Origin of the sequence: Streptomyces sp. NPDC059454 (assembly GCF_042749965.1) — a bacterium.
In the GTDB taxonomy this organism is placed as follows: domain Bacteria; phylum Actinomycetota; class Actinomycetes; order Streptomycetales; family Streptomycetaceae; genus Streptomyces.
Window position 1 is genome coordinate 21053 of the sequence record NZ_JBHYVC010000001.1, and the last position, 16850, is coordinate 37902.

The 16850-nt window shown below is 71.6% G+C and carries 15 protein-coding genes; 7 read left to right on the forward strand and 8 right to left on the reverse strand.

The features are described from left to right. Positions 1-275: 275 nt before the first annotated feature. Positions 276-1553, reverse strand: coding sequence for a hypothetical protein (locus ACFXAE_RS00105; RefSeq protein ID WP_384705991.1), 1278 nt, complete (start codon positions 1551-1553; stop codon positions 276-278). 576 nt (positions 1554-2129) lie between these two features. Between ACFXAE_RS00105 and folP the strand changes: the two genes are divergently transcribed. From folP to ACFXAE_RS00130, 5 genes are all read left to right on the forward strand, one after another. Then, entirely contained in the window at positions 2130-3044 is a 915-nt protein-coding gene (folP, locus tag ACFXAE_RS00110) for a dihydropteroate synthase (RefSeq protein WP_384705993.1), read from the forward strand. Beyond that, a complete protein-coding gene (locus ACFXAE_RS00115; RefSeq protein WP_384705995.1) occupies positions 3041-3544 on the forward strand; it encodes a nuclear transport factor 2 family protein in 504 nt (167 codons plus the stop codon). The genes folP and ACFXAE_RS00115 overlap by 4 nt, the downstream gene beginning before the upstream one ends. A gap of 258 nt (positions 3545-3802) precedes the next feature. Next, positions 3803-4162, forward strand: a complete 360-nt coding sequence (folB, locus tag ACFXAE_RS00120; protein ID WP_384705997.1) for a dihydroneopterin aldolase — start codon at positions 3803-3805, stop codon at positions 4160-4162. Continuing rightward, a complete protein-coding gene (gene folK, locus ACFXAE_RS00125; RefSeq protein ID WP_384705999.1) occupies positions 4159-4770 on the forward strand; it encodes a 2-amino-4-hydroxy-6-hydroxymethyldihydropteridine diphosphokinase in 612 nt (203 codons plus the stop codon). The genes folB and folK overlap by 4 nt, the downstream gene beginning before the upstream one ends. A gap of 60 nt (positions 4771-4830) precedes the next feature. Further along, entirely contained in the window at positions 4831-5319 is a 489-nt protein-coding gene (locus tag ACFXAE_RS00130) for a DUF3180 domain-containing protein (protein ID WP_384706001.1), read from the forward strand. 12 nt (positions 5320-5331) lie between these two features. Here ACFXAE_RS00130 and folE read toward each other — a convergent pair whose 3' ends face one another. The 6 genes from folE to dacB all read right to left on the reverse strand — a co-directional run bounded on the left by folE (position 5332) and on the right by dacB (position 13158). Then, entirely contained in the window at positions 5332-5937 is a 606-nt protein-coding gene (gene folE, locus ACFXAE_RS00135) for a GTP cyclohydrolase I FolE (protein ID WP_384706003.1), read from the reverse strand. Between the two features lie 142 nt (positions 5938-6079). After that, on the reverse strand, positions 6080-8119 hold the full coding sequence (ftsH, locus tag ACFXAE_RS00140; RefSeq protein WP_384706005.1) for an ATP-dependent zinc metalloprotease FtsH: 2040 nt from the start codon (positions 8117-8119) through the stop codon (positions 6080-6082). Positions 8120-8307: 188 nt separating this feature from the next. Further along, entirely contained in the window at positions 8308-8868 is a 561-nt protein-coding gene (gene hpt / locus ACFXAE_RS00145) for a hypoxanthine phosphoribosyltransferase (protein ID WP_030224979.1), read from the reverse strand. A gap of 68 nt (positions 8869-8936) precedes the next feature. After that, the gene (gene tilS / locus ACFXAE_RS00150; protein ID WP_384706007.1) at positions 8937-9962 is read right to left on the reverse strand and encodes a tRNA lysidine(34) synthetase TilS; all 1026 of its coding nucleotides are present in this window, start codon (positions 9960-9962) and stop codon (positions 8937-8939) included. A 192-nt stretch (positions 9963-10154) separates the two neighbouring features. Further along, the gene (locus tag ACFXAE_RS00155; protein ID WP_384706009.1) at positions 10155-11288 is read right to left on the reverse strand and encodes a zinc-dependent metalloprotease; all 1134 of its coding nucleotides are present in this window, start codon (positions 11286-11288) and stop codon (positions 10155-10157) included. Positions 11289-11535: 247 nt separating this feature from the next. After that, positions 11536-13158, reverse strand: a complete 1623-nt coding sequence (gene dacB / locus ACFXAE_RS00160) for a D-alanyl-D-alanine carboxypeptidase/D-alanyl-D-alanine-endopeptidase (RefSeq protein ID WP_384706011.1) — start codon at positions 13156-13158, stop codon at positions 11536-11538. Between the two features lie 79 nt (positions 13159-13237). Here dacB and ACFXAE_RS00165 point away from each other — a divergent pair, with 79 nt between their 5' ends. Then, positions 13238-13729: an inorganic diphosphatase gene (locus ACFXAE_RS00165; RefSeq protein ID WP_030828087.1), complete on the forward strand. Its 492-nt coding sequence runs from the start codon at positions 13238-13240 to the stop codon at positions 13727-13729. A gap of 149 nt (positions 13730-13878) precedes the next feature. Then, entirely contained in the window at positions 13879-15573 is a 1695-nt protein-coding gene (locus ACFXAE_RS00170) for a threonine/serine exporter family protein (RefSeq protein WP_384706013.1), read from the forward strand. Between the two features lie 136 nt (positions 15574-15709). On the opposite strand, the gene ACFXAE_RS00175 is transcribed toward ACFXAE_RS00170, so the two are convergent. Continuing rightward, a complete protein-coding gene (locus tag ACFXAE_RS00175; RefSeq protein ID WP_384706015.1) occupies positions 15710-16588 on the reverse strand; it encodes a DedA family protein in 879 nt (292 codons plus the stop codon). Positions 16589-16850: the final 262 nt, after the last annotated feature.

Genomic DNA, 16850 nt, shown 5'->3' on the forward strand with positions numbered 1-16850 from the left:
ACGGGCGGCGCACGGAGCGGGGAGTGGCTGCCGGAGCCACTGGGGCAGATGGCACACAGGCCGCGAGAACGCCCGCCGGGGCCACTGGGGCGGCGGCACACGGGCAAGCGCCCGCCGGGGCCACTGAGGTACGGCGCGCGGGCGAGGAAAAGCCGCGCACCGGCCGGGGAACCCGTCCCGGCCGGTGGACGGTGTCGCCCGCACGCGCGCGCTCGCAGCGGAACGCCGACGGGCCCCGCGCGGTGTGCGCGGGGCCCGTCGGGGTGGCCGGTGGTTCAGGAGGCCGCGCTGCGCAGGCCCTCGACGTCGATGTGTTCCGTCTCGTCGTGTGCCGTCAGGTCGATGACCTGACCGATGCCGCGCGACTCCTCGTCGGCGGGCTTGAACCGCGCCTCGGCGTCCGCCTTGTGCAGCGCGAGCGCCTCCTGGCCGACGACATCGGCGAGGTCCTCGTTCTGCACGGCGTCCAGGGCGGCGCCGTCCGTGTCCTTCTTCGTCCCGAAGAAGTCGAAGCCGCCCTCGGACACCGGTCGCCGCACCGGTGCGGTCGGCGGTACGACCGCCACCGCCGTCGGTACGGTGAAGTGCCCGGAGGGCTGCCGCACGGGCTGGGCCGGAGGATCGGCCGGCGCGGGGGAGGCGGTCGTACGCTCGTGCTCGTCGACCGCCCCGGTCTGCCCCTCGGCCTCGTCCTCCTGCTCCTGCTCCTGCTCCTGCTCGGACCGCCTCGTGGGCTCGGGGCCGTCGTCCTCGGGACTCTTGGGGGAGCCGTCGTCCTTCGGGGAGCCGTCGTCCTTCGGCGTGCCACCGGTCCGGGCGGCGTCGTCGGCCGGACCGGACGCCTCGTCGGTCCGTACGGCCGTGTCGGCCCCGTCCTCCGCGGCGTCCGCGTCGTCGGCGAGCCGTGCCAGCGCCGCGTCGGCGCGCAGGAACAGCTTCGACCCCTCCGGCGAGAAGACGGAGGGAACGGAGGGAGCCGCCGGCGCCTCCTCGGTGACGGCCTCGTCCTGCTCCGCCGTCTCGGACGCGACCTCCGCGGGCGCCGCCGCGCCGTCGGGCGCCGCCGACGGTCCCGCCGGCAGCGCGCGGGCCGGAACCGCGGCCTCTATCTCGAGCACCCGGCGTTCCTCCAGGACGCTCGCCCGTTCGACCTCCGACGCGGCGTACCGCCGCAGCAGAGCCGCGTGCTCGTTGCGCAGCCCGGCGAGTTCCGCGCGCTTGGCGCGCAACCGCTGCTCCAGTTTCACCCGCAGCTCGCGCGACTCCTCGAGGTCGGACTCCAGTTCGGCGACCCGCTCCTCGAAACGCCATTCGTCACTCGCACGCGCGCGCGTGAGATCGGCGACGCGTTTGCCCGCCTGGGTGTCCCAGTGCCGCATGACGACGGCGCCGCCCATCGCCGTGGCCGCGGCGACCGCGGCCAGGACACGAAGCACCATCGGTTGCGTGAACACCCAGGGCCCCAGGGCGCAGACGACGGACACGCCTGCGATCGCCGACGGGGGCAGCATCCTGTGCAGGGGCGGGGAATGGCGGTGACGTCCACGTGGCATGGCCAGAAACTTACCGCGCGTAGGCGAATGTTGGTGCCCCACCCCGTAAAAACAAAGCCATACCGAGGCTTTCACAGGGCATCAGGGAACGCGCACCCCACGTGAATAGACGTATTGCCCAATTATCAAGATCGTTTATTGCCTGTGAACCGCCCGCCGAACTCCGCCCGGTGAACTCGGTCCGGTGAACTCGGTCCGCCGAACTCCCCGCATCCCCCACCGCTTTGCGCACGCGGTGAACCCTTCCCCCAAGACACCGCCCCGAAGGGCGCAATGTCACCGGATGCCCGAATCGACACCGGCGCGAAGGTCCCTCGCGGAACCACAGGGTGCGCTGCCGACCGGGACGGGTGAGGAAGCCCCGGGCGGCTCCCCCGGCGGCGAGGCAGGGACCCGGGAGACCGGACCGGACGTCCGGGAACCCGGTGACGAGGCAGCGGTGGACGTCCGGGATCCCTCCCTCGCCGGCCGGCTGCGAAGCCCGGGGAGAACGTGTCCGTGACCCGGAGGGCGGCCCCGGACGCCCCGTCCGGCCCGAGGCGGACCCCGTCCCCTTACTGGGCCTACGCTGAACATATGAGCAACCACAGCGGACGCCGCCAGGTCGCGGGCCTTCCTCACCGGGACCGCTGCGCGGTCATGGGAGTCGTGAACGTCACCCCCGACTCCTTCTCCGACGGCGGCCGCTGGTTCGACACGACGACCGCCGTCAAGCACGGCCTCGACCTGGTCGCCCAGGGCGCCGACCTGGTCGACGTCGGCGGCGAGTCCACCCGGCCCGGCGCCACCCGCGTCGACGAGGCCGAGGAGCTCAAGCGCGTCATCCCCGTGGTCCGCGGCCTCGCCTCCGAGGGCGTCACCATCTCCGTCGACACCATGCGCGCCTCCGTCGCCGAACAGTCCCTCGCGGCCGGCGCCGCCCTGGTCAACGACGTCAGCGGCGGACTCGCCGACCCCGCCATGATCCCCGTCGTCGCCGCCGCCGGCGCCCCCTTCGTCGTCATGCACTGGCGCGGCTTCCTGGAGGGCGGCAACATCGAGGGCGTGTACGCCGACGTGGTCACGGAGGTCGCCGAGGAACTGCGCACGCGCGTGGAGGCCGTCCTGGAAGGCGGCATCGCCGCCGACCGTGTGATCGTCGACCCCGGCCTCGGCTTCTCCAAGGGCGCCGACCACGACCTGGCCCTCCTCGCCCGCCTCGACCGTGTCCTGGCCCTCGGCCGCCCGGTGCTCGTCGCCGCCTCCCGCAAGCGGTTCCTCGGACGCGTCCTGGCCGGCCCGGACGGCGCGGCCCCGCCCGCGCGGGAACGCGACGCGGCCACCGCCGCCGTCTCCGCCCTCGCCGCGCAGGCCGGCGCCTGGGCGGTCCGCGTGCACGAGGTACGCGCCACCGCGGACGCCGTACGGGTCACACGCGCCATCGCGCAGGCGCGCACGGCGGACACCACACCCCCCGAACCCGGCGCGCACGGCGCAGAAGGAGCCCGGTGAGCGCGCCCCACACCGATGTCGAGCACGTCGAGGCCGCCAACACCGCCTTCTACGAGGCGCTCGAAAGGGGCGACTTCGAAGAGGTCGCGTCACTCTGGCTGACCCCCGGCGACCTCGGCGTCGACGAGTCGTACCACGACCCCGCGGACGCCGGCGTGGTCTCCTGCGTGCACCCCGGCTGGCCCGTGCTCACCGGACGCGGCGAGGTGCTCAGGTCGTACGCCCTGATCATGGCGAACACCGACTACATCCAGTTCTTCCTCACCGACACCCATGTCTCCGTCACCGGCGACACCGCCCTGGTGACCTGCACCGAGAACATCCTCAGCGGCGGCCCCGCCCCCGAGGCCGGCGAGGAACTCGGCCCTCTGGTCGGCCAGCTCGTCGTCGCCACCAACGTGTTCCGGCGCACCCCGTCCGGCTGGAAGCTCTGGGCCCACCACGCCTCCCCGGTCCTCGCCGAGGAAGAGGACGACGAGGACGACGACACCCCGGCCTGAGCGGGTAGACGGACCTCAGGACCCGTCACTCCCTCACCGGAAGCGGCCGGCATCACGGCGGGGCGGGCAGGGCCGTCACCCCGCCGTGAACCCCCGGCCTCCCCGGGGGGAACGGGCGGTGACGTTCCCGGCCACCGGCCCTCGTCCGCACCCCCGGGTCACCGGCGCTGTCGGTGCCCGCGGGTAGATTCGAGTACGGGCCGGTGTGCCGCCCGCAGGCACCGACCGGCCGGACCGACGACTGCAGGAGTGATTCGCGTGGATCGTGTCGCGCTGCGCGGCCTGAAGGCCCGCGGGCACCACGGTGTGTTCCCCAAGGAACGCGAGGAGGGCCAGACCTTCATCGTGGACCTCGTCCTCGGCCTGGACACCCGGCCGGCCGCGGCCGACGACGACCTGACGAAGACCGTGCACTACGGCATCGTGGCCGAGGAGGTCGTGGCGGTCGTCCAGGGCGAGCCGCTCAACCTCATCGAGACACTCGCCGAGCACATCGCCCAGGCCTGTCTGAAGCACGACGTGGTGCAGGAGGTCGAGGTGTGCGTCCACAAGCCGGACGCGCCGATCACCGTGCCCTTCGACGACGTGACCGTCACCATCACCCGGAGCCGCGTATGACCAGGCCGTCCACCCAGGGCCAGACCGACCCGACCGTTCAGCCCGTCCCCGCCTCCGTGGTCGAGCAGGTCGACGCCGCCGACACCACCCTGCACAATCCGAAACGGGCCGTGATCTCCCTCGGCGCCAATCTCGGCAACCGCCTGGAGACCCTCCAGGGGGCCGTGGACGCCCTGGAGGACACCCCGGGCATCCGGGTCAAGGCCGTCTCCCCCGTGTACGAGACGGAGCCGTGGGGCGTCGAGCCCGGCAGCCAGCCCTCGTACTTCAACGCGGTCGTGGTCCTGAAGACCACCCTGCCCCCGTCCTCCCTGCTGGAGCGGGCGCACGCGGTCGAGGAGGCCTTCCACCGGGTCCGGGACGAGCGCTGGGGCCCGCGCACCCTGGACGTGGACATCGTCTCCTACGCGGATCTCCACTCCGACGACCCGCACCTCACGCTCCCGCACCCCCGCGCCCACGAGCGCGCCTTCGTGCTCGCCCCCTGGCACGACGTCGACCCCGAGGCGGAGCTCCCCGGCCGCGGCCCGGTCGCCGATCTCCTCGGCACGGTCGCCCGTGAGGGCGTCACATCCCGCGCCGACCTGGAACTCCGGCTGCCCGAGTAGCCGTTAAGGTCGACACGACCACATTCCGGGGCACCGTCCGGGGGAACGCGAAGGGACACCGTGAAAGAGCTGCGCATCAGGGTGCTGGCAGGCGTCTTCGTCGTGACCGGGATCCTGTCCTGGGCCGGCGCCCGCCTCTGGAACTCCTTGGGCACCCTTCCGAGCGTGCCCGTGGCCGCGCCCGTCGTCCTCGCCCTGATCGCGGTGGTCCTCGCGGCCACCGCGCTCTCCCTCCGCGCCCGTCTCAAGGCCCAGCGCGAGCGACAGGCAGACGCCAAGGGAGTCGATCCCCTGATGGCGGCCCGCGCGGTCGTGTTCGGGCAGGCCAGCGCCCTGGTGGCCGCGCTCGTCGCCGGCATGTACGGCGGCACGGGCGTCTTCCTGCTGGAGTCCCTGGACATCCCCGCCCGCCGTGACCAGGCCATCTACGCCGGCTTCTCGGTCCTGGCGGGCATCGGCGTCATAGCGGCGGCCCTCTTCCTGGAGCGCGTCTGCAAGCTCCCGGAGGACGACGACACGGGCGGCCCGGGCACGGCTCCCGCGGCGTGAGGCGCGCTCGCGTCAGCGCGCCATGATCAGGCTCATCGCCTCGTTGCGCGTCGCCGCGTCCCGCAGCTGGCCGCGCACGGCCGAGGTGAGGGTCTTCGCGCCGGGCTTGCGGATGCCCCGCATCGACATGCACATGTGCTCGCACTCCACGACCACGATCACCCCGCGCGGCTCCAGGATCTCCATCAGGGAGTCCGCTATCTGCGTGGTGAGTCGTTCCTGCACCTGCGGACGGCGGGCGTAGACGTCCACCAGCCGGGCCAGCTTGGACAGTCCCGTGATCTTGCCGTTGGTGGCCGGAATGTACCCGACGTGCGCCACGCCCCGGAACGGCACCAGGTGGTGTTCACAGGTCGAGTACACCTCGATGTCCTTGACGAGCACCATCTCGTCGTGACCGAGGTCGAACGTCGTCGTCAGCACGTCCTCGGGCTTCTGCCACAGCCCCGCGAATATCTCCCGGTACGCCCGCGCCACCCGTGCCGGCGTCTCCAGCAGGCCCTCCCGGTCGGGGTCCTCGCCGACGGCGATCAGCAGCTCGCGTACGGCGTTCTGGGCCCGCTTCTCGTCGAACTCGCCGATGGGGGCCATGCCGTCCAGCGTCACGGGGTCGGTCATGTGAGGTGCCTCGTTCCTGTGCCTTCACGCGTGAGGGCACGCGTCTCAACTGCGGGTACACAAAATGCCGCGCCCCCCAGGCTAGAACCAGGGGGGCACGGCATCCATTCCGGGCCCGGTGGGGCCACCGGGAGCCTCGGGATCAGCTCTCGGGGCGTTCCTCCGGGGTCCGCTCCGGCGCCGGGGCGGGGTCCGCCACGGTGCTCTTGGCGGTGGTGATGGCCGGCGTCGCGCCGTTCGCCCCGTTCGTCAGGGCCAGCTCCTTGGGGGAGAGGACCGGCGGGCGGGTGGACGGCGTACGGCGGGAGGAACCGGTCCAAGCGGGCCTGGGCGGGCGCTTGACGATCGGCGCGAAGACCTCGGCGATCTCCTCCTTGCCCAGCGTCTCCCGCTCCAGGAGGGCCAGGACCAGGTTGTCGAGGACGTCACGGTTCTCGACGAGGATCTCCCACGCCTCGTTGTGCGCGGTCTCGATGAGCTTCTTGACCTCTTCGTCGACCAGCGCGGCGACCTCTTCCGAGTAGTCGCGCTGGTGGGCCATCTCGCGCCCGAGGAACGGCTCGGTGTTGTCGCCGCCGAACTTGATCGCACCGAGACGCTCGGTCATGCCGTACTGCGTGACCATCGCGCGGGCCACACTGGTGGCCTTCTCGATGTCGTTGGCTGCACCGGTGGTCGGGTCGTGGAAGACGAGCTCCTCGGCCGCGCGGCCGCCCAGCATGTAGGCGAGCTGGTCCAGCATCTCGTTGCGCGTGGTCGAGTACTTGTCCTCGTCCGGGAGCACCATCGTGTAGCCGAGGGCACGGCCTCGGGAGAGGATCGTGATCTTGTGGACGGGGTCGGAGTTCGGGGAAGCAGCCGCGACCAGGGCGTGTCCGCCCTCGTGGTACGCGGTGATCTTCTTCTCCTTGTCCGACATGATCCGGGTCCGCTTCTGCGGGCCCGCGACCACACGGTCGATCGCCTCGTCCAGCATCTTGTTGTCGATCAGCTTCTGATCGCTGCGCGCGGTCAGCAGCGCGGCCTCGTTCAGCACGTTGGCCAGGTCGGCGCCGGTCATGCCGGGGGTGCGGCGGGCGACGGCCGAGAGGTCGACGTCCGGGGCGACCGGCTTGCCCTTCTGGTGCACCTTGAGGATCTCGAGACGGCCCTGCATGTCCGGTCGGTCGACCGCGATCTGGCGGTCGAAGCGGCCGGGACGCAGCAGCGCCGGGTCGAGGATGTCGGGCCGGTTCGTCGCGGCGATGAGGATCACGCCGCCCTTGACGTCGAAGCCGTCCATCTCGACGAGGAGCTGGTTCAGGGTCTGCTCGCGCTCGTCGTGACCACCGCCGAGGCCGGCGCCGCGGTGGCGGCCGACCGCGTCGATCTCGTCGACGAAGACGATCGCCGGCGCGTTGGCCTTGGCCTGCTCGAACAGGTCACGGACCCGGGAGGCACCGACACCGACGAACATCTCGACGAAGTCGGAACCGGAGATCGAGTAGAACGGCACACCGGCCTCGCCCGCGACGGCACGCGCGAGCAGGGTCTTGCCCGTACCGGGCGGACCGTAGAGCAGGACGCCCTTGGGGATCTTCGCCCCGACTGCCTGGAACTTCGCCGGCTCCTGCAGGAACTCCTTGATCTCGTGGAGCTCCTCCACCGCCTCGTCCGACCCCGCGACGTCGGAGAACGTCGTCTTCGGGGTGTCCTTGGTGATGAGCTTCGCCTTGGACTTGCCGAACTGCATGACGCGGGAGCCGCCGCCCTGCATCTGGTTCATCAGGAACAGGAAGACCACGACGATGAGGACGAAGGGCAGCAGGGACAGCAGAATGCTCACGAACGGGTTCTGCTTGGACGGCGAAACCGTGTAGCCGTCCGGGATCTGCTTGTTCTGGAACTTGTCCTGCAGCGTGCTGGCGATGGTGACGCCCTGGTCGCCGATGTAGCTCGCCTGGATCTTCGAGCTGTCCTTGACCTCGACGCCGTCCTTGAGCTGGACCTTGATGGTCTGCTCGTCGCCGGTGGTCAGCTTGGCCGACTCGACTTTGTTCTCATTGATCGCCTGGACGACCTCGCCGGTGTCCACCGTCTTGTAGCCGCCGGACGAGCCGACGACCTGCATCAACACGACCACGGCGAGGACGGCCAGCACGATCCACATGACCGGCCCACGGAAGTATCGCTTCACGTCCATCCATACGGAGCGGTGCCGCCCCGTCCCTCCTGCCATAGTGAGTTTGATAAAGACTGTTCTTCGGACGGTACCCCAGCTTTGTCCCCCGAAGCTGCGGGGGACAGCCGGCAATCGCGTCCACGCATGCTCCAACGCCGCGGAGCCCGCCGGGGTTCCCGATCACCGTACGGCGGACCGGGTTCCCGGGTTCAGCCGCCGTAGACGTGGGGCGCGAGCGTACCGACGAACGGGAGGTTGCGGTACTTCTCGGCGTAGTCGAGGCCGTAACCGACGACGAACTCGTTGGGGATGTCGAAGCCGGCCCATTCCACGTCGATGGCGACCTTGGCGGCATCGGGCTTGCGCAGCAGCGTGCACACCTTGAGGGAGGCGGGCTCGCGCGAGCCGAGGTTGGAGATCAGCCAGGACAGGGTCAGTCCGGAGTCGATGATGTCCTCGACGATCAGGACGTGCCGGCCCTTGATGTCGGTGTCGAGGTCCTTGAGGATCCGCACCACACCGGAGGACTGGGTGCCCGCCCCGTACGAGGACACGGCCATCCAGTCCATCGTGACGGGGGTGGACAGCGCCCGCGCGAGGTCGGCCATCACCATCACCGCGCCCTTGAGCACGCCGACGATCAGCAGGTCCTTGCCCGCGTACTCCGCGTCGATCTTCGCTGCCAGCTCCACCAGCTTGGCGTCGATCTCTTCCTTGGTGATGAGCACCTTCTCGAGGTCGGCACCCATGTCTTTCGCGTCCACCCGCATCACTTTCGGTCGTCCCACCGGCCGGTCCGGTCCGCCCCGCGACTCGTACGGGTCGGTGGGGTCCGGATTCAGCCCTGCCGAATCACCAGTCTGCCACCCTGCCGGCGGGCGACGACCCGGCCGGGCAGATTGATGGCCCCCTGGCCGCGCCAGCCGGTGATCAGCCGGTCGACCTCCTCGATGTGGCGGGCGAACAGCGAACCGGCCGGCGCGCCGGCCTCGATGGCGGCGCGGCGCAGCACGCGACGGCGCACGGCGGGCGGCAGGTCGTGCAGCGCGGCGCACTCCAGACGGCCGTCGGCGTCGCGGACGCCGGCTTCGGCCCGGCCGGCCCAGGCGTCGAGGGCGTCGGCGTCGTCGCGGGAGAGCTGGGCCGTACGGGCGAGGGCCTCGACGACGCCCTTGCCGAGGGCCTTCTCCAGGGCGGGCAGGCCCTCGTGGCGGAGCCGGGAGCGGGTGTAGGCGGGGTCGGCGTTGTGCGGGTCGTCCCAGACGGGCAGGGACTGGACCATGCACGCCTTGCGGGCGGTCTGCCGGTCGAGCCGGAGGAAGGGGCGCCGGTAACGGCCGTCGGCCCCCGAGACCGCGGCCATTCCGGACAGGGAACGGATGCCGGAGCCGCGGGCCAGGCCGAGCAGGACGGTCTCGGCCTGGTCGTCGCGGGTGTGGCCGAGCAGGACGGCGGCGGCGCCGTGCCGTTCGGTGGCGGCGTCCAGGGCGGCGTAGCGGGCGTCCCGGGCGGCGGCCTCGGGTCCGCCGTCGCGGCCGACGGTGACCGCGACGGACTCGACGGGGTCGAGGCCGAGTTCGCGCAGGCGCGAGGCGACCTCGGCGGCGCGCAGGTCGGAGCCTGCCTGGAGGCCGTGGTCGACGGTGACGCCGCCGGCGCGGACGCCGAGGCGGGGGGCTTCGAAGGCGAGGGCGGAGGCGAGCGCCATGGAGTCCGCGCCGCCGGAGCAGGCCGCGAGCACGAGCGGTGAGGGGGGCGGCTCGTGCGCGGGGTGGCCGGGCGTGCGGCCGTGGTCGTCGAGGATGTCGTTCAGGACGCGGCGGACCGCCAGGCGTATCGCCGCGACCGCAGGATGGGGACCCATGTCCGGTTCCCTTCATGAAGTTGTCGGGGGGTGAACCCGAGGTTCGGTCACTCAGAGTGTGTAGATGGTGACAGAACCGGGCCGTTCCCCGAGCATTGCACGCCTACTCAGGGCTCACGGTCCCTCGGACGGGTGATTGGAGGGGCGTTTGTCTGCCGTCGGCCGTATGCGGCGCATGACGGTGCGCGGGGCTCAGGCTTCCGGTTTGCGGTGCACCCGTGTGATCCAGTCCGCCGGTTTGGCGATCTCCGCCTTGGTGGGAAGCGTGTTGGGCGAGGTCCACACCCGGTTGAAGCCGTCCATGCCGACCTCCTCGACGACGGCGCGCACGAAGCGTTCGCCGTCGCGGTACTGACGGAGCTTGGCGTCCAGGCCGAGCAGCTTGCGCAGGGCCATGTCCAGGCGGGAGGCGCCCTTGGCGCGGCGCTGCTGGAACTTCTCGCGGATCTCGGCGACGCTCGGCACGACCTGGGGTCCGACGCCGTCCATCACGAAGTCGGCGTGGCCCTCCAGCAGGGACATCACGGCGGTGAGACGGCCGAGGACCTCGCGCTGGGCGGGGGTCTGCACGAGCTCGACGAGGGAGCGCCCCTCGTCGCCCTCCTCGCCCTCGGGGCGGCCTCCGGCAAGCGACTGGGCGGCTTCCCGGACGCGTTCCAGGACGGTCATGGGATCGACGTCGGTCTCCGCCAGGAACGACTGGATCTCGCCCTCCAGGTGGTCCCGCAGCCAGGGCACGGCGGTGAACTGGGTGCGGTGGGTCTCCTCGTGGAGGGTCACCCACAGGCGGAAGTCGTGCGGTTCGACGTCGAGTTCGCGTTCGACGTGGACGATGTTGGGGGCGACGAGCAGCAGCCGCCCGGCGCCGTTCGCGCCGGCCGGGAGGTCGCGGGTGGCGGGGGCGAAGGTCTCGTACTGGCCGAGGACGCGGGAGGCGAGGAAGGACAGCAGCATGCCCAGCTCCACGCCGGTGACCTTGCCGCCGACGGCGCCGAGGACCATGTTGCCGGGGCCGGTGCCGCGCCGTTCCTGCATCTTGTCGAGGAGCGGTTTGAGCAGTTCGCGGAAGCCGGCGACGTTGGCCCGGACCCAGCCGGGGCGGTCGACGACGAGGACGGGGGTGTCGTGGGTCTCCGCGGTGCCCAGCCGAGTGAAGCCCCGGACGTGTTCCTCCGAGGCCTTCGCGTGCCGGCGCAGTTCCGCGACGACGGCCCGTGCCTCGTCGCGGCTCACGTCGGGGCCCGGCCGCATGAGCCGGGTCGCGGTCGCGACCGCGAGATTCCAGTCGACCATCCCGGAAGAGGCAGCACCACCGATGCTCGTCATGCGTCAACGGTACGTGAGTGGCCCGGTTCGGGGCAGGGCGGCGAGGTGCCCGGGTGGGACGGCCGGGCGCCGGCACCGGGGCGCGGGAGCGGTCGGCGTGCCTTCGGTTTTCGCCCCCGCCGCCCCTTCCCTCCCCCACTCTCGGCTTCGCTCGAGCGGGAGGTACCCCCACCGTCCCTGGGGGCTTCGCCCCCAGACCCCCTTCGCGCAGTTCCCCGCACTCCCCTTTTTTGCCGCCGCTCTTGGGTCAGCGGCAGCCGCACGCCGCCAGAGCCGTGGCCGCCTTGTCGAGTGCGGACTGGGCCGCCGTGGGGGCGGTGGTGGCGTTCGCCAGGAAGGCGAACGCCAGCAGGCGGCCGTCCTTGTCGACGACCGTGCCCGCCAGTGTGTTCACGCCGGTGAGCGTGCCGGTCTTGGCGCGTACGACGCCGGCCGCGCCGTCGGTGTAGCGACCGGTGAGAGTGCCGGTGAAGCCGGCGACGGGCAGGCCGGTGAGGGCGGGGCGCAGCTCGGGGTGGGCCGGGTCGCCGGCCTTCACGAGCAGGGCGGTGAGAAGGCCGGCGGTGAGTTTGTCGCGCCGGTCGAGGCCGCTGCCGTCCTTGATGTCGATGCCGGCGCCCTCGAGCGGGAGACCGAGGTGCTTCAGGCGGGCGGTGATCGCCTCGCCGCCGCCGGCGAAGTCGGCGCTCCTGCCGGTGGCCAGGGCGGTGTGGCGGGCGAGGGCCTCGGCGATGTCGTTGTCGCTGTTGGTCAGCATCCGCTCGACGAGGGCGGCCAGCGGGGGCGAGGAGACCGCGGCGAGGGCGGAGGCGCGGGTGGTGGCCTTCGAGGGACCGGGAGGCGTGGCCTTGACGCCGTGCTCCTTCAACAGCTCGCCGAACGTCCGCGCGGCGTCGGCCGCCGGGTCCGCGGCCCGCGGGGCCGGGCCGCTGGTGGAGCCGTCGGTGCGGGCCTCGTCGACCATGAGGGGAGTGACGGCGGCGATGTTCGGGTTGACCCCGATCGGGTGAATCGTGGTGCCCTTGTAGAGGGTCGTGTCGTACGACAGCGTCACCTCGCGCACCCCGCGCTTGGCCAGGGCGGCGGCAGTGCGCTCGGCGAGGTCGCGCAGGCTCGCGAGTTCCCCGGCGTCCTTCCGCGCGGTGAGCGTGGGGTCGCCGCCGCCGACCAGGACGACCTCCTCGGTGTCGGGTTCGTACACCGCGCGGGTGGTGAGGCGGTGGTCGGCGCCCATCGCGGAGAGCGCGGCGACGGCGGTGGCGATCTTGGTGGTCGAGGCGGGGACGAGCGCGTCCCCGGAGCCGGTGCCGTAGAGCCGTTCGCCGGTGGCCACGTCGACCACGGCGGCGGAGCGGCGGCCGAGCGCCGGGTTCGTCAGCAGCGGGTCGAGGACGGCGCTGAGGGCCTTGCCGCCGGGCGCCGGCTTCACGGCGGTGGCGGTGGAGCCGAGGCCGGTGAGCACGGAGACGGCCGGCGCGGCGGCCTGGGATCCGCGGGGCGGCGTACCGGCGTGGGCGCGGGTGCCGCCGTGATCTGTGCCACGCGCGGCTTCCAGGGCCACGGCCCGGCCCCGCTCGGCCGTACGCTGACCCGAGGAGTCCCAGGGACCGGCGGCGGTCACCACACCCGCGGCCAGCGCCAGACCGGCGGTGGCGGCGGTCACGGTGAACTGCCAGGTCTTCGGCCGCGGGACCCGCGGTGATCCCGGCCGGTCCGGCCGCGCGAACCGTGGCCCGACGGCCGCGGCGACGCGCGCCAGACGTGGCCGTACGGTCTTTGCGGCCCAGGCGAGACGAGGTCGTACGGCGTCCGCGATCCGCACGACGTGCGGTCCCGCGGCCCGCCAAGGCCTCAGCTCTGGCACGACCACCAGCCCCTTTCGCGATCACACACCTGCGTGAGGGACACTTAACCACCAGAACTATGTGCTGATCATGGAGGAGCGTCCGGTGGAGTTCGACGTCACGATCGAGATCCCGAAGGGTTCGCGGAACAAGTACGAGGTGGACCACGAGACGGGTCGGATCCGCCTGGACCGTCGGCTCTTCACCTCGACCGCCTACCCGACCGACTACGGCTTCGTCGAGAACACCCTCGGCGAGGACGGCGACCCGCTGGACGCGCTGGTCATCCTGGACGAGCCGACGTTCCCGGGCTGCCTGATCCGCTGCCGCGCGATCGGCATGTTCCGGATGACGGACGAGGCCGGCGGCGACGACAAGCTGCTCTGCGTCCCGTCGACGGACCCGCGCGTGGAGCACCTGCGGGACATCCACCACGTGTCCGAGTTCGACCGCCTGGAGATCCAGCACTTCTTCGAGGTCTACAAGGACCTGGAGCCGGGCAAGTCGGTCGAGGGCGCCAACTGGGTCGGCCGGGTGGACGCCGAGGCGGAGATCGAGCGGTCCTACAAGCGTTTCAAGGAGACGGGCGGCCACTGAGCCCTCCCTCTGCCAGGCGCAGGAACGGGCCGCACGCGCGCGTGCGGCCCGTTCTGCTGTGCGTGCGCATACTGAGGCTGTACGGGGCAGGCTTACGGACGGCGTCGTAAAGGCCTTACGGACGGTGTCGTCGAGGGAGAGCGGAGCAGGTGAGGGACGCGGAGGACCGCAAGCCGCAGTCGGACGAGGCGAGGAGCGCGTTCACGCCTCCTCTCGGTGTCGCGGCGCCGGCCGAGGCGGAGTCGTCGACGACGTCCGAGTTCGCCGTCCCCGACGGGCTGGCCGTCCCGAAGACCGGTACGGAGTCCGAGGCGACCTCCGAGTTCGCCCTTCCGGACGGTCTGGACGTGGCCCCGCCGCCCCCGGACGGGACGGAGGGGTCGGCGTTCAGCGCGCCCAGCACCTACAGCGCGAAGCAGACGGCCGCGTTCACCCCGGCGAGCGGGATCCCGCTGGTCAGCCTGGCCAAGGACGTGCCGTGGCAGGACCGGATGCGCACCATGCTGCGCATGCCGGTGGCCGAGCGGCCGGCACCGGAACCGGTGCAGCGGCACGACGAGGCCGGGCCGGCCGTGCCCCGCGTGCTCGACCTGACCCTGCGCATCGGCGAGCTGCTGCTGGCGGGCGGTGAGGGAGCCGAGGACGTGGAGGCGGCGATGTTCGCCGTGTGCCGCTCCTACGGTCTGGACCGTTGCGAACCCAACGTCACGTTCACCCTGCTGTCGATCTCCCACCAGCCGTCCCTGGTCGACGACCCGGTGACCGCGTCGCGCACGGTACGGCGCCGCAGCCCCGACTACACCCGGCTGGCGGCCGTCTACCAGCTGGTGGACGACCTCAGCGACGACGAGACGCACATCTCCCTGGAGGAGGCCTACCGCCGGCTGGCGGAGATCCGCCGCAACCGGCATCCGTACCCCGGCTGGGCACTGACCGCGGCGAGCGGGCTGCTGGCGGGGGCGGCGTCGGTGCTCGTCGGCGGTGGCTTCCTGGTGTTCGTGTCGGCCGCGATCGGCGCGATGCTCGGCGACCGGCTGGCCTGGCTGTGCGCGGGGCGCGGACTGCCGGAGTTCTACCAGTTCACGGTGGCCGCGATGCCGCCGGCCGCGATCGGGGTGGCGCTGACGCTGGCGCACGCGGACGTGAAGGCGTCCGCGGTGATCACCGGTGGGCTGTTCGCCCTGCTGCCCGGGCGGGCGCTGGTGGCCGGCGTGCAGGACGGCCTGACCGGCTTCTACATCACGGCGTCCGCGCGTCTGCTGGAGGTCCTGTACTTCTTCGTGGGCATCGTGGCCGGGGTGCTGACGGTGCTGTACTTCGGCGTGCAGCTGGGCGCCAGGCTGAACCCGGACGCGGCGCTCGGCGTCTCCGACGACCCGCTGTGGCAGATCGCCGCGTCGATGCTGCTGTCCCTGGCCTTCGCGGTGCTGCTCCAGCAGGAACGCTCCACCGTGCTGATGGCGACCCTGAACGGCGGGGTCGCCTGGGTGGTGTACGCCGCGATGCACTACACCGGCGACATCTCGCCGGTGGTCTCCACGACCGCGGCGGCGGGCCTCGTGGGCCTGTTCGGGCAGCTGCTGGCCCGGTACCGGTTCGCGTCCGCGCTGCCGTACACCACGGCGGCGATCGGACCGCTGCTGCCCGGTTCCGCCACGTACTTCGGTCTGCTGGGCATCGCCCAGAACGAGGTCGAATCGGGGCTCACGTCCCTCACGAAGGCCGTGGCGCTGGCCATGGCCATCGCGATCGGGGTGAACCTCGGGTCGGAGATCTCGCGGATCTTCCTGCGGATCGGGTCCGCGGAGAAGCGGCGGGCCGCGAAGCGGACGCGGGGCTTTTAGCGCGGGCGCCGTTTCGGTCTCGGCGCCGTCCGGCTCGGGGCCTCGTGTGCAGGGGCGGCCGCGGGCCGGACGGGGCTGAGCGCGCCCGCGCGGCGGAGCCGCATGTCGGCACAGCCCCGCGCCCCTTCGGGACGCTTCAGTAGCCGCGGTTGTACGGCTGCTGCTGGTTCTGGTCGTAGTACTGGTCGTTGCCGTACGGCTGCTGGGGCTGCTGGGGCTGCTGCGGGTAGCCCTGGTTGCCGTACGGCTGCTGGGGCTGCTGCGGGTAGCCCTGGTTGCCGTAGTGCTGCTGCTGGGGGGCGGCCGGGGTGATGCGGCGCAGCTGGGTCGTGGCGTCGTCCATGACCGGAGGCTGGGGGTGCTGCGGGGCGGCGGCCGGGGTCTCGGCGGCGGCGCGCTTCTTCTTCCCGCGCTCGCGCAGGTACTCGATGATGATCGGCACCACGGAGATGAAGACGATCAGGATGAGGATCGGCTCGATGTTGGTCTTGATGAGCTCGATCTGGCCGAGCCAGTAGCCCGCGAGGGTGACACCGCAGCCCCAGGCGACACCGCCGATGAGGTTGTACGTGAAGAACGTGCGGTACTTCATGCGGCCGGCGCCGGCCACGATGGGGGCGAACGTGCGCACGATCGGCACGAAGCGGGCCAGGACGATCGCCTTGGGACCGTACTTCTCCATGAACTCGTGCGCCTTCTCCAGGTTCTCCTGTTTGAAGAGCTTGGAGTTCGGCCGGCTGAACAGCTTGGGTCCGAAGAACTTGCCGATCATGTAACCGACTTGGTCGCCGATGACGGCGGCCAGCACGATCAGCGTGCACACCAGCCACAGCGGCTGGCTGATGTAATTGCCCTCGGCCACGAAGAGACCCGCCGTGAACAGCAGGGAGTCACCGGGCAGGAACGCGAAGAGTCCGGACTCCGCGAAGACGATCAGCAGGATGCCGGGAAGGCTGAAGGTCTCGATCAGGTAGTCCGGGCTCAGCCACTCAGGGCCGAGCGCAAGCGTGGTCACGGGGATGTGGCTCCTGCAGCTGGGGGGTAAGGGCTGGGCTGGCTGCCCAAATTATGAACGCAGCCGTCGGGGCCCAGGTTCCGCGGGGGTACCCAGCATGCCCTGTGACCCGCCCCGGAGAAAGCCGTGAGCCACCGCCGTACGGGATACACGCTGGTCGTGGGGCCGGGTGTTCCGGGCCCCCACCCACCGGCCCGGGGGCCCCCGCCCGTTGGGGGGTAAGCCACCCATAGAAATTAACATATAAAAAAAATAAACGGAC